14 protein-coding genes are annotated in these 11,942 nt (G+C 61.3%); 7 read left to right on the top strand and 7 right to left on the bottom strand.

The genetic code is table 11. The features are described from left to right. Window positions 1–26: 26 nt before the first annotated feature. From BM216_RS04965 to BM216_RS04945, 5 genes are all read right to left on the bottom strand, one after another. Window positions 27–710, bottom strand: a complete 684-nt coding sequence (locus BM216_RS04965) for a CpaD family pilus assembly lipoprotein (protein ID WP_092996946.1) — start codon at window positions 708–710, stop codon at window positions 27–29. Window positions 711–769: 59 nt separating this feature from the next. After that, on the bottom strand, window positions 770–2,203 hold the full coding sequence (locus BM216_RS04960; protein ID WP_244530098.1) for a type II and III secretion system protein family protein: 1,434 nt from the start codon (window positions 2,201–2,203) through the stop codon (window positions 770–772). Between the two features lie 70 nt (window positions 2,204–2,273). Then, window positions 2,274–3,080 carry a Flp pilus assembly protein CpaB gene (gene cpaB / locus BM216_RS04955; RefSeq protein WP_092995900.1) on the bottom strand — a complete coding sequence of 269 codons (807 nt, stop codon included), beginning with the start codon at window positions 3,078–3,080 and terminating at the stop codon, window positions 2,274–2,276. Between the two features lie 114 nt (window positions 3,081–3,194). Then, a complete protein-coding gene (locus BM216_RS04950; RefSeq protein WP_244530081.1) occupies window positions 3,195–3,716 on the bottom strand; it encodes an A24 family peptidase in 522 nt (173 codons plus the stop codon). A 104-nt stretch (window positions 3,717–3,820) separates the two neighbouring features. Continuing rightward, the gene (locus BM216_RS04945; RefSeq protein ID WP_092995897.1) at window positions 3,821–4,012 is read right to left on the bottom strand and encodes a Flp family type IVb pilin; all 192 of its coding nucleotides are present in this window, start codon (window positions 4,010–4,012) and stop codon (window positions 3,821–3,823) included. A 402-nt stretch (window positions 4,013–4,414) separates the two neighbouring features. On the opposite strand from BM216_RS04945, the gene BM216_RS04940 reads away from it, so the two are divergent. The 7 genes from BM216_RS04940 (at window position 4,415) to BM216_RS04910 (ending at window position 9,834) form a co-directional block, all read left to right on the top strand. After that, window positions 4,415–4,795, top strand: coding sequence for a pilus assembly protein N-terminal domain-containing protein (locus tag BM216_RS04940; protein ID WP_244530097.1), 381 nt, complete (start codon window positions 4,415–4,417; stop codon window positions 4,793–4,795). 98 nt (window positions 4,796–4,893) lie between these two features. Next, window positions 4,894–5,523: a TadE/TadG family type IV pilus assembly protein gene (locus tag BM216_RS04935; protein ID WP_092995891.1), complete on the top strand. Its 630-nt coding sequence runs from the start codon at window positions 4,894–4,896 to the stop codon at window positions 5,521–5,523. Beyond that, window positions 5,523–6,113 (top strand): TadE/TadG family type IV pilus assembly protein, encoded by a 591-nt coding sequence (locus BM216_RS04930; protein ID WP_092995888.1) that lies wholly within the window; start codon window positions 5,523–5,525, stop codon window positions 6,111–6,113. The genes BM216_RS04935 and BM216_RS04930 overlap by 1 nt, the downstream gene beginning before the upstream one ends. A 106-nt stretch (window positions 6,114–6,219) precedes the next feature. Continuing rightward, window positions 6,220–7,440 (top strand): phosphopentomutase, encoded by a 1,221-nt coding sequence (locus BM216_RS04925; protein ID WP_092996940.1) that lies wholly within the window; start codon window positions 6,220–6,222, stop codon window positions 7,438–7,440. Then, on the top strand, window positions 7,437–8,417 hold the full coding sequence (locus BM216_RS04920) for an adenosine deaminase (protein WP_092995885.1): 981 nt from the start codon (window positions 7,437–7,439) through the stop codon (window positions 8,415–8,417). Before BM216_RS04925 ends, BM216_RS04920 begins: the two co-directional genes overlap by 4 nt. Window positions 8,418–8,514: 97 nt before the next feature. Continuing rightward, on the top strand, window positions 8,515–9,144 hold the full coding sequence (gene upp / locus BM216_RS04915; RefSeq protein WP_092995882.1) for a uracil phosphoribosyltransferase: 630 nt from the start codon (window positions 8,515–8,517) through the stop codon (window positions 9,142–9,144). A gap of 114 nt (window positions 9,145–9,258) precedes the next feature. Further along, a complete protein-coding gene (locus BM216_RS04910; RefSeq protein ID WP_092995879.1) occupies window positions 9,259–9,834 on the top strand; it encodes a TIGR02281 family clan AA aspartic protease in 576 nt (191 codons plus the stop codon). A 12-nt stretch (window positions 9,835–9,846) separates the two neighbouring features. Here BM216_RS04910 and deoA read toward each other — a convergent pair whose 3' ends face one another. Further along, the gene (gene deoA / locus BM216_RS04905) at window positions 9,847–11,157 is read right to left on the bottom strand and encodes a thymidine phosphorylase (RefSeq protein ID WP_092995876.1); all 1,311 of its coding nucleotides are present in this window, start codon (window positions 11,155–11,157) and stop codon (window positions 9,847–9,849) included. Window positions 11,158–11,161: 4 nt separating this feature from the next. Beyond that, the gene (gene deoC, locus BM216_RS04900) at window positions 11,162–11,935 is read right to left on the bottom strand and encodes a deoxyribose-phosphate aldolase (protein WP_092995872.1); all 774 of its coding nucleotides are present in this window, start codon (window positions 11,933–11,935) and stop codon (window positions 11,162–11,164) included. Between the last annotated feature and the right edge of the window lie 7 nt (window positions 11,936–11,942).

Genomic DNA, 11,942 nt, shown 5'->3' with positions numbered 1-11,942 from the left:
CACGCTCCAACCGTTCGACCGGCTCATCAATTGTCCTCCAGCTCGGTGAAGGCGCCGCGATAATTCTCGATGACCTGGCCACGCTGCTCGCCATCGGGCGGCGTCATGCGGCGCGGCCCGAGAACGTCGCTCGGATTTGCCATCTGAGCGGCGAGGTTGCTCTGGTTTGCGCAGCCGAAATTGTAATAGTTCTTGTTGCTGAACGTGTTCAGCGTCATGTCGGCCGGCCATTCCCCGCAGGGGCCTGCCTTGGCGGCGATCGCCACATAGCTCAGGCGCACGGGCGCGGATTCGCCGAAATCGGCCTGGAAGCCGGACTGCAGGATCTTTTCCTTCGGCACGCCCATCTTCACCATCATGCGACGCATGGAAGAGGCGGCAGCAGAAGCCGCGCCTTCATTGGCGGAGCCGCGCGGCGTGATGATCTGGATGATGCCGTTCGCGGAGCGGCGATATTCGGCGACGAAGCCGGCAATGACCTCTTCCTGGCCGCGGGTCAGCCTGGAGTCACCGGCTGCGACCGGGATATCCATCGTCTTTTCGGCCTCTCCGACGACGATCGGGTGGCGCGTGCGGTAGTCATCCGGCAGGGAGCCCGTGCTCATGCTGTCCTTGCCCGCGCAACCGGAGAGCGCCGCCGCAAGGCCGATCACAACGGCGATGGGGAAGGCGCGGCTTCCGGATATGGTCTTTCTGTCTCGCGGATCCATGGAAGGATGCCTTTCCTGCGGGTAAACGTCGCCGAACGGGTAGGGCTTGAGGTTTCTGGTCATTTGTAGATGAACCCGACATTGCCCTGGTAAGGTGCCGGCGGCGGCGCCTCCTTGCGGCCGTAGATCTTGTTGACGCGACCAAGGAAGACGCTTTCGGCGTCACTGGCCGGCTGGAAATTGTCGTCCGGGCGGGACAGTTCATTGCGCGCCACCGGGCGGACCAGATAGGGCGTCGCGATGATCACTAGTTCCGTCTCGTTGCGCTCATAACGCTTCTCGCGGAAGAGCGCGCCGATCAACGGAACCTTTGAGGCGACGGGTGTGCCGCTCATGTTCTGCTGGATATCGTCGCGGATCAGGCCGGCGAGCGCGATAGAACCGCCGGAGGGCAATTCGACCGTCGTTTCCGCGTCGCGCTTGCGATATTCGACGCTGGTGGTGCTGGCGACCGGTTCCGACACGCGGGTCTGGATCTTGAGGCTGATGCGGCCAGAAGAGAGAACCGTCGGCGTGAAGCCGAGCGAGATGCCGTATTCGTAGGTCGTGACCGTGGTCACGCCGTCGACACCCGTGGTCGTATAGAGACGTTCGCCGCCTGAATTGAAGGTGGCTGCCTGGCCAGAGATCGCCGTAAGCGTCGGTTCTGCCAGCGTGCGGATGGCATTGGCCTGTTCCAGCGCGCTGAGGACGGTATCGATGCCCAGCTTACCGATATCAGCGGAAATGGTGCCCGTCACACCGCCGGCGCCGGTGGCGAAGTTCAGAACGTCGAGCGCGTTCCGGGACGTGCTGTTGCGGGCGAAATTGTTGTCGAAACCGAGCTGCTTGATGATCTCGCGCCGTACTTCGGCGACGGTGACCTTCAGCGTGACCTGGTCCTCGCCCTCGACAGTCAGCATGTTCTGGATCTGCGACTGCTGGCGTCCTTCGGCAAAAATGGCAGCCCCCCCGCCATTGCTGCCCGTCGCCGTTTCCGTGCGCGTGGTGGCCTCGCCGCCCTTCAGGAAGATCCCGGCAAGCTGTACCGCCTTGGCCGAATCCTGCGGCGTCCTCACGCTACCGCTCAGCACGATATTGTCGGAGATGATCTCGACCTTGATATTGGAATCCGGAATGAAACGACGAAGATTTTCTTCCAGGCCGGAGATGTCGCGTTCAATCGCGACTTCGAGGGTGACGATTTCCTCACCATTCGGGCCGAAGACGAAAATGTTGGTCTGGCCGACGGTCTTGCCGAACAGGTAGATGCGGCGCGATGTGCGGGTGACGGCATCCGCCATGGATGGGTCTGCGACAAGAATGTCGTGCGCATCGGAAGGCAGATCGATGACCAGTGCCTTGTTCAAGCCGAGCGAAAGCCGGCGCTTGGCGCCGACGCCGCCCTGGGCGATACGGATCACACCGCTATCGGCGGCAGCCGCATCGCGAACCGTCAGAATGCCATCGAGCGTGCCCGGAGCGAAACCTCCCGGAACGCCGGAAAGGGTCAGGCAAAGTGCCAGCCCCACGGATGCGGCTCCACGAGTTTTGCTTTTCAAACTACCCACGTTACCGCTCCGTTCACTTCGCCTGCTGTGTCGAGCCGGTGATGATCGATCCCGACTTGATGACCTGGATGTCCGACTTGCCCCCACCGTGCAGGAGGTAATCCGCCCCTTGCGTATCCGCCTCCTGGGCGTCGGCGACCGAGCGCAAGGCAAGCGTCAGCCGATCCGCCATCTGCTGGGCCACAACGATGACCTTCGCCTGATCCGGCGTCAGTTCCAGCGTCGCGGTGGTGCCGACAACGGACTTGCTGCCGTCCGGCGCTTCCTGGATGTTCTGGTCGATGGCGAGCACACGGACATTGTTCAGGACGTTTTCGGTGATGAAGGCACCGCCGCCATCCTTGTCGGCGCGAACCATGATCACGTCGACGCGGTCGTTCGGCAGGACGAAGCCGCCTGCGCCGGTCGCAACCGAGATCTCGGTCGCCACGGCGCGCTTGCCGGAGGGAAGCAGCGACGACATGATGCGGCTCGATGAATCCGCAACCTTTTCCGAACGAATAGGCTCGCCCTTGAAGATGGGAAGGCGGACGACGGATCCTTCAAGCTCCTTCACGGCATCCGGGCGGGCTTCGTTGGTGATGAAGCCTTCGGCAATGCCGTCCTTCGGCCAGTCGAGCCACTGAAGAGTGTTCTCGTTCAGCCGGCTGCCGACAGGCAGGTTTTCGGCAGATACGAGCACGCGCACGGTCGGCGCCCTTTCGACGACCGTTTCCACCAGCTGTTCAGGCCGATTGCCAGTAAGGCTCATGGCCAGCAGGCCGGCGAGGCCTGCGGCCACGACGGCCACCGCGAGAATGATGATGCGAGCGGGCTTCATTGCCTCTTCCTGGAAGAATCTTAAACTTCTCCGCAGGATGGGCCGCAATGGTGTACTTATGGTTAATGGGATGCTTACAATTCTGGTTAATGCAGTATTGCTAGAGCTTTAACTTCAGAATGACTGCAGGGCCATAAGCGCCATGGGTGCATACGGAAATGCCAGAATACCCCCGATTGCGATGGCGATGCCATAGGGTATCTTCCTGGCTTCGACGACGGACATGGGCAGCGGAATGCCCATGGCGAGCACCGCGGATGCGCGCCAGCGCAGAAGAAGGAAAAGCAAAGTCACCACGCCGCCGGCATAAGCGACATAGACCAGAAAGCTGATGAGTGCGGGCGTCAGGCCGAACCAGAGGCTCGCTGCGGTCAGGATCTTTGCATCGCCGCCGCCCATGACATTGGCCGCGAAGAGAGCAAAACAGACCAGGAATACGCAAGTTGCAGCCGCCAGGCTCAAGCCCATTTCGCCGAGCGAAAGGCCAACGAGCGGCGCAAGGATGACGAAGGCGCAAACCAGCCCGATCGAAATCCGGTTGGAAATGGTCATCGTCAGGAAGTCCGTCACAGCCGCCCAGAGCAGCGCGACGGGTAGAGAGATCAGCACGGCAAGGGCAACCACTTCACCCAGCATGGACGGATCTTTCTTGCAATACGATCAGCGCTTCGACTGAAACGGATATAAGCCGCCCCACAGGGCGGCTTGAACCGTTGTCATCGTGCCGAACCTGGCGCCGATTATCGGCCGGCAGCAGTGGTGTTCGCGGCGCTCATCTTGCCAGAGAGAGTCGTGAACGTGTTGGCAATGTTGTTGCCGAGAGTCGAGGCGCCAGCGATCAGGGCGACGGAGATGAGCGCTGCAATCAGACCATACTCGATGGCAGTCGCACCAGATTCATCCTTACGAAAACGAGCGAAAATCTTGGACATGAGGCTCTCCTATTTCCAAACTTGTTGTTCAGCACTTCCCGACAACTGTTGCCGTTGCTCGGATGACTGAAAACTACATTAGGACGATTGCCATCCACTTAAAGAACAAGATTAACAATGTCTTAAGTGGAGCAAGTCATATTGGATGGTGAGCGTTTCGTCATTAAAATCACTCAAATGCGATCCATGTGCCAAGCACTGCTTAAGCGCTGTAAAAGCGATATTTTATCACAGTTTCGACGCCATCGCAGCGGGCCCGATATTGTAACGTTAGAAACTACTAACATATTAATATCAAACGATTTCGGGACAGCCGCTCCGACTTAAAGCTTCATTCACCATTCGGCGTCATCCTTATTAATCAAAGAATTTCGTCCGGGGACTTTCATGGCGCTCCGTCGCATGCTGACCGCATTCATCGCCGCTACCTGTGTCATCTCGACCGCCTATGCCGCCGAGGACCAGGATCTGCTGCGCGTATTCATGAATCACGCGCGCGTGCTGAAGCTCGATCGGCCGGTCGCCAAGGTGATCGTCGGTAATGCGGAAGTGGCGGATGCGACGGTGGCCGATCCGACCACAATCGTGCTGACCGGCCGCAGCTTCGGCACCACCAATCTGGTCCTGCTCGATGCCGACGGCAATGCCATTGCAGACGAACGCGTGCTTGTGTCCATCGACGAGGGCAACACGGTGCGCGTGTTCAAGCAAACCGAACGCTCGGTTCTTTCCTGCACCCCGAATTGCGAACAGCACGTGGAAGCCAAGAGCGCCACGCCCTGACCGGCGATTTGCACCAATTTGCATCAGTCGGGAAACGGATTTTCAATATTCGTTGAGTATGGTCGCTGCCTACTCCCGCCGTTCGCCGGAAGGAAGACATGCAGCAGGATCATAAGGGAACGGCCGATGGTCCTTCCGGGAAAAGCCGCTCGAAATCCGGGCTGAGACGTCTGTTCCGATCGAAAGACGGCGCGGCGGCCATCGAATTCGCGCTGCTTGCGATCCCCTACTTCCTGATCGTCTTCGCCATCATCGAGACCTTTGTCGCCTATACGGGCGAGCAGCTGGTCGCCAACGCGGTCGACACGATGGGCCGAAAGCTGCGCACCGGCAACATCACCTTTACCGACACCAGTGCATCGACATACATGGACAGAACCAAGTTCCGCCGTGCGTTCTGTGGTGAAATTTCGATCCTGATCCAATGCGGCGAAGCCGAGATAACCACGCCGAACAAGCTGTGGATCGATGTGAAGAGCTATACCGATTTTTCGGCCATGCCTGCAACCGTGCCGATCAATTCCAGCGGCGATCTCGACACTTCGGCCACCTCCATCTCCTACGCGCCGGGCGGACCGGGCACGAAAAACATGCTGCGCGCCTACTACAAGTGGGACATCATCACCGACCTGCTGCGACCCTATATTTCCAATGTCCGCCCGACCCAGGGATCCAAATATTTCCTGATGGTGGAAACTTCCGTCTTCAAGAACGAGGACTATCCGTGATGGGGCCGAAGGCACGGCGCAGGCTCTCAAGCCTGCTATTGTTCGATCGGCTCGGCCGTCTGCGCGACGACGTCCGCGGTATTGGCGGCGTCGAATTCGCGTTGATCGCACCGCTGCTGCTCAGCCTCTACATCACCTCGTTCGAGCTGACGATCGGCCTCAGCGTCTCGAAGCGCGTGACACGCACGGCAAGCACCATCGCCGACCTCGTGACGCAGTCTTCCACGGTGACCCCGAGCGACCTGCAGCAGATGATCAACGTCACCAACGGGATCTTCACGCCCTATTCGCCGAAGGACCTGTCGTTGAAGATTACCGGTGTCACCCTCGATACATCCGGCAATCCGACGGTCGCATGGTCCTGGGCCCAGAATGGATCACGGCCCTATACCAACGGCTCCGCCGTGAACGTGCCGACGGACATGCGTTCGGCAAGCACCTTTCTGGTACGCGCGGAAGTGTCGGTTACGCACCAATTGCTGATGTTCATGCCGGGCATCATGCCGGCAAGCCTTCAGACTATGACGCTGAGACGTGAATTCTATTACCGGCAGCGCGTCGGCTCCGCCATCACCTGCAACGGTTGCTGACCGTCTGTGACGTGCTACCTTTGCCAACCGCGTCGCGGAACTATATGTATCGCGATTCAATCCGATCATGAGATCGTGAGATGCGGCAATGAGATAGCGGTTGCAGATGGCGCGTGCCTTCCTCTTCGTACTTGATTCCTTCGGCGTCGGTGGCGCCCGTGATGCGGCAGATTATGGCGACCTCGGGTCGAATACGCTTGGTCATATCGCCGAGTTCTGCGCGGCCGGTGCGGCCGACAGGGCGGGATTGCGGCAGGGACCGCTGAAACTGCCCAATATGTCCTCGCTCGGGCTGCTGGAAATTGCCAAGCTGGCAAGCGGCAGCCACCCCGCCGGGATGCCAATTCCCGAACGTCTCTTCGGGCTTTACGGCGCCGCGAATGAACTGTCCAACGGCAAGGATACCCCTTCCGGCCATTGGGAAATTGCCGGAACACCCGTCATGTTCGACTGGGGATATTTCCCGAGCGAGGGAGATGCCTTTCCGCCTGAGCTGGTGCAGGCGATCTGCCGTGAGGGCGACGTTCCCGGCATACTGGGCAATTGCCATGCCTCCGGTACCGAGATCATAGCGCAGCTGGGCGAGGAGCATATCCGCAGCGGCAAGCCGATCTGCTACACGTCGAGCGACAGCGTGTTCCAGATCGCGGCGCACGAGGTTCATTTTGGTCTCGACCGGCTGATCGATCTTTGCCAGGTGGTGCGCAGGCTGATCGATCCGCTCAATATCGGCCGCGTCATCGCCAGGCCCTTCGTCGGCGAAACGCCGGATACGTTCGAGCGGACCGGCAACCGCCGCGATTTTTCGGTCCTGCCGCCGGAGCCGACCCTGCTCGACCGGCTGGTGGAGGCCGGCCGCACCGTGCATGCCGTCGGCAAGGTGGGCGATATCTTCGCCCATCAGGGCATTTCCCGCGTCATCAAGGCGAATGGCAATGCCGCGCTGATGGATGCGACGCTTGCCGCCATGGACGAGGCCGAGGACGGCGATCTGGTTTTCACCAATTTTGTCGATTTCGACATGGTCTACGGCCATCGCCGGGATGTGCCGGGTTATGCGGCGGCGCTCGAGGCCTTCGATCTCAGCCTGCCCGACGTGCATCGGCGTCTCAAGCCCGGCGACCTGGTCATCCTGACCGCCGACCATGGCTGCGACCCCACCTGGCGCGGCACCGACCATACGCGCGAACGCGTGCCAATCATGGCCTTCGGTCCCGGCATCCGCACCCGCTCGGTCGGCATCCGATCCTCCTATGCCGATATCGGCGAGACCGTCGCCGCACATCTTTCCATACCTTCAGGCCGCCATGGATGGAGTTTCCTGTGACGCAACATCTGCTGAAAGCCGAAATCCATTGTCACATCGAGGGCGCCGCGCCGCCCGCGCTGACGAAGGCTCACGCCGAGAAATACGGCGTCGATACCAGCGCCATCCTGCGTGACGGCGCCTATGTCTGGCGAGATTTTGCGGAATTCCTCGTCGCTTATGACGCGGTCGCGAGCCTCTTCAGGACGGCAGGCGACTATGCGCTGCTGACCGAGACCTACCTGACCGAGCTTGCGGCGATCAACACGATCTACAGCGAGATCATCGTCTCTCCCGATCACGGCGACCGGATCGGGCTCGGGGCCGACGCCTATCTTGCCGGCATTTGCGACGGCATCGTCGCGGCGAAGGAGAAGACCGGCATAGAGGCCCGGATCATCGTGACCGGCGAGCGGCATTTCGGGCCGGAGAGTGTCATCTCGGCGGCGGAATATGCGGCGCGCGCGAAAAATCCGCTCGTGACCGGATTCAACATGGCCGGTGAAGAGCGCATGGGAAGGGTGGCCGACTATGCCCGCGCCTTCGATATCGCCCGCGATGCGGGCCTCGGGTTAACGATCCATGCCGGCGAGGTCTGCGGTGCGTTCAGTGTGGCGGATGCGCTGGATCTGGTGAAGCCGAGCCGCATCGGACACGGAGTGCGGGCCATCGAGGATGCGGCGCTGGTCGAGCGGCTGGCCGAACTCGGCACCGTGCTCGAAGTATGCCCCGGTTCTAATATCGCGCTCAGTGTTTTTCCGGATTTTGACAGCCATCCGCTCAAGGCGCTCAAAGCCGCCGGTGTAAAAGTCTGCATCAATTCGGACGATCCGCCCTTCTTCGATACTTCACTTGCCCGCGAATACGAGATCGCCTCGAAGACGATGGGCATGAGCGACGAGGAGATCAATGCGATGACGCGGACGGCGCTCGAAGCCGCCTTTGTCGACGAGGCGACAAGGACGGCCCTTCTGGGACGCTTCGATGGCCGGATCTAGCGCCTATTGGGGATCATGCGACGACCGTGATCTCGACACTTGCGGAACGGGACGTTTTTCGAAAAAGAAGAGACAAGCAACGAAAAGGAAAAAGGCCATGGACGGCGTCACAGTCATCAATCACCCGCTGGTGCAGCACAAGCTGACGATCATGCGCAAGAAGGAGACGTCGACCGCCGGTTTCCGCAGGCTGCTGCGCGAGATCTCGATGCTGCTCTGCTACGAGGTGACGCGCGATCTGGAGCTGACGCTGGAGACGATCGAAACGCCGATCACGCAAATGCAGGCGCCGATCGTGGAAGGAAAGAAGCTCGTCTTCGTTTCCATCCTGCGCGCCGGCAACGGCCTTCTGGAAGGCATGCTGGAACTGGTGCCTTCTGCCCGCGTCTCGCATATCGGCCTCTACCGTGACCATGATACGCTGCAGCCGGTGGAATATTACTTCAAGGCGCCGGACGATCTGGACGAACGCCTGATGATCGTCGTCGATCCGATGCTGGCGACCGGAAATTCGGCGATTGCCGCGATCCAGAAGCTGAAGGAACGCGGCGCCAACAACATCCGCTTCCTCTGCCTGCTGGCCGCCCCGGAAGGCATCAAGAATTTTCAGGAAGCCCATCCAGACGTGAAGATCTACACCGCGTCGATCGACAGCCATCTCAACGAGAAGGGCTATATCGTGCCCGGCCTTGGCGATGCCGGCGACCGAATGTACGGTACGAAGTAAGGCTCTTCAGCAATTCCTTACCAAAACTGAAGAAGGCGGCCGACCGATAAGGTCCGGCCGCTTTTTCGTAAACCATTGGCGTTAGCATGGATGTCCCGAATCCGAGGACAGACCATGCTTCTCCGTACCGCGATCTTTGCGGCCGTCGTCGCCGTGCTGGCAACGCAGATCCCCGCCTTGCTCCCGCAAGGCGACAGCGGAGCACCACCCGAGACGGCACAACAGACCGAGCAGACACCACGGACACCTCAGGCGCCCGCTCCCCAGGTCGCGGCACGGACACCTCAGGCGCCCGCTCCCCAGGTCGCGGCACTGACGCCGGGCAGCACGGTGCTGGCTGCCGACGGGCGGGGCCACTTTACCGGCACCTTCCGGCTCAACGGGAAGTCCGTGCCGGGCATGGTCGATACGGGGGCATCTCTGGTTGCGATCAACGAGAGCACGGCCCGCAAGCTCGGCTTCGGCGTCAACGGCCTCGAATTTCGCTATGAGGTGAATACCGCCAACGGCAAGACGGATGCGGCGCTGATCGTGCTCGACCGGGTCGAGATCGGCAATGTGCGGGTGCGGGATGTCGAAGCCTTCGTGCTGCGCGACAAGGCACTTGGCGATACGCTGGTCGGGATGAGTTTTCTCAAGAAGCTCAAATCCTACCAGGTGAAGGGCGAAAGCCTGACGCTCGCCAACTGACCCTTCGTTTCTTCAGCCTATCCGCTCGATGATGACCGGCGACAGTTCTGGTGTTTCCGTATCGATACGGTAGCCGGCCAGCACCGTTTTCGATGCCTGCTCGGCTTGTTCCTGCGAGGCGGCGTGCACGCGGGCGATCGGCTGGCCTTTCGATACAGCCGAGCCGAGCGGCAGAAGCGCGCTCAGGCCAACGCGGTGATCGATCGCGTCCGAGACCTTGCGACGACCTCCGCCAAGATCCACGACCGTGAGGCCGAGAGCGCGGGCGTCGCAAGCGACGAGATAGCCGTCGGCCGGGGCCGGGACATCGAGTGTGATCGGCGCTTGCGGCAGATAGGATTGCGGGCGATCGCAAAAATTACCGGGGCCGCCGAGTGCGTGGACCAAGCGGGCAAAGACCTCCATCGCCCGGCCGGATGACAAAGCCTGGCGTGCGAGGCATTCGCCGGCCGAAGCGCTTGCGACCAGCCTTGCCTGGAGGAGCATTTCCGCAGCCTCGGCGAGAACCATGGTTTCCAGCCGTGTGCCGGACTTCCTGCCTGCAAGGAAATCAACGCAGTTGGCGATCTCGACCGTGTTGCCCGCGGCATCCGCCAGCGGCTCGTTCATGTCGGTGATCAGTGCGGCCGTCGGGACCCCTGCCCCGCCGGCGACTTCGACCAGCGAGCGGGCCAGCACGCGGGCTTCCTCGATATCCTGCATAAAAGCGCCGGTGCCGACTTTCACATCCATCAGCAAAGTCTGCAGGCCGGCTGCCAGTTTCTTCGACAGGATGGACGCGGTGATCAGCGGCACGGATTCGACCGTGGCGGTGACGTCGCGGATCGCATAGAGGCGGCGGTCGGCCGGGGCGAGATCGGCCGTCTGGCCGACGATGGCGCAGCCGACTTCCCTGACCGTTCTGACGAAGCGCGCCTCATCGGGCGCGATGTCGTAGCCGGGGATGGACTGCAGCTTGTCCAGCGTGCCGCCGGTATGGCCGAGGCCGCGGCCGGAGATCATCGGCACGGCGAGGCCGCAGGCGGCGGCGATCGGCGCCAGCATCAGCGAGACATTGTCGCCGACGCCACCGGTCGAATGCTTGTCGACGATCGGGCGATCGATGCCGGACCATTTGAGTACCGAACCGGAATCGCGCATGGCGAGCGTCAGGAAGACGGTCTCGTCACGGGACATGCCGCGGAAGAACACCGCCATGGCGAAGGCGGCGGTCTGGGCGTCCGATATGCTCTCGCTCGTCAACCCCGTGATGAAGGCGGCGATATCATCCCGCGAGAGGGACTGGCCGTCCCGCTTTCTGCGGATGATCTCCTGCGGGAGCATCCGGTCAGTAGCCGCCCGCGGCTGCGCGCGGCGACGCGTTGCCGCCGAGAACCGCCAGGATATCATCCAGCAGGCTGGACGCACCGAAGCGGAAGGTCGACGGCATGATCCAGTTGGGACCCATGATGGTTTCGGCAAGCCGCAGATAGAGGTCCGCATCGGCGACAGTGGAAATGCCGCCGGCCGGCTTGAAGCCGACCTTGGCCTTGGACTGACGGATGGCCGTCAGCATGATGTCGGCGGCTTCCAGCGTCGCATTGACCTGAACCTTGCCGGTCGAGGTTTTTATGAAATCAGCACCGGCGGCGATCGCAAGCTCGGATGCGAGGCGCACCAGTTCCCTGCTCTTGATCTCGCCTGTTTCCAGGATGACCTTGAGGCAGGAATTCGTGCAGGCGGCGCGCACGGCGGCAACCATGGTCGTGACCGCATCCTCGTCGCCGGCGATGAAGGCCTTGTAAGGGATGACCAGATCGATCTCGTCTGCGCCGTCCTGAACGGCCTTGCTGGTTTCCGCGACGACATCTTCGACGGCAAGTTCGCCGGACGGGAAGTTGACCACGGTCGCGATGCGCACCGCATGATCGGACCCAAGAATCTGGCGGGCATGGGCGACAAAGCGCGGCCAGATGCAGATCGCGGCGGTATTGCCGTAAGGGGTCTGCGCGCGCAGGCACAGGTTTTCGATCGCGGCATTGTCGCAATCGTCACGCAGGTTCGTCAGGTCGAGAAGAGACAGGGCAAAAGCCGCCGCCTCGCGCGGGCTCTGGAGTTCCATGGTGTCC

This window comes from Rhizobium sp. NFR07 (genome assembly GCF_900111905.1).
Lineage (GTDB): Bacteria > Pseudomonadota > Alphaproteobacteria > Rhizobiales > Rhizobiaceae > Neorhizobium.
The sequence above is the reverse complement of the archived record's forward strand: the minus strand, read 5'-3'. Positions and strand labels throughout refer to the sequence as shown.

Coding starts and splice junctions, on each gene's coding strand:
- BM216_RS04925 (WP_092996940.1), top strand. CDS start 6,220: ATGGCGCGTGCCTTCCTCTTCGTACTTGATTCCTTCGGCGTCGGTGGC.
- deoA (WP_092995876.1), bottom strand. CDS start 11,157: ATGCTCCCGCAGGAGATCATCCGCAGAAAGCGGGACGGCCAGTCCCTC.
- BM216_RS04950 (WP_244530081.1), bottom strand. CDS start 3,716: ATGCTGGGTGAAGTGGTTGCCCTTGCCGTGCTGATCTCTCTACCCGTC.
- BM216_RS04935 (WP_092995891.1), top strand. CDS start 4,894: ATGCAGCAGGATCATAAGGGAACGGCCGATGGTCCTTCCGGGAAAAGC.
- BM216_RS04965 (WP_092996946.1), bottom strand. CDS start 710: ATGGATCCGCGAGACAGAAAGACCATATCCGGAAGCCGCGCCTTCCCC.
- BM216_RS04930 (WP_092995888.1), top strand. CDS start 5,523: ATGGGGCCGAAGGCACGGCGCAGGCTCTCAAGCCTGCTATTGTTCGAT.
- BM216_RS04945 (WP_092995897.1), bottom strand. CDS start 4,012: ATGTCCAAGATTTTCGCTCGTTTTCGTAAGGATGAATCTGGTGCGACT.
- cpaB (WP_092995900.1), bottom strand. CDS start 3,080: ATGAAGCCCGCTCGCATCATCATTCTCGCGGTGGCCGTCGTGGCCGCA.
- deoC (WP_092995872.1), bottom strand. CDS start 11,935: ATGGAACTCCAGAGCCCGCGCGAGGCGGCGGCTTTTGCCCTGTCTCTT.
- upp (WP_092995882.1), top strand. CDS start 8,515: ATGGACGGCGTCACAGTCATCAATCACCCGCTGGTGCAGCACAAGCTG.
- BM216_RS04940 (WP_244530097.1), top strand. CDS start 4,415: ATGCTGACCGCATTCATCGCCGCTACCTGTGTCATCTCGACCGCCTAT.
- BM216_RS04910 (WP_092995879.1), top strand. CDS start 9,259: ATGCTTCTCCGTACCGCGATCTTTGCGGCCGTCGTCGCCGTGCTGGCA.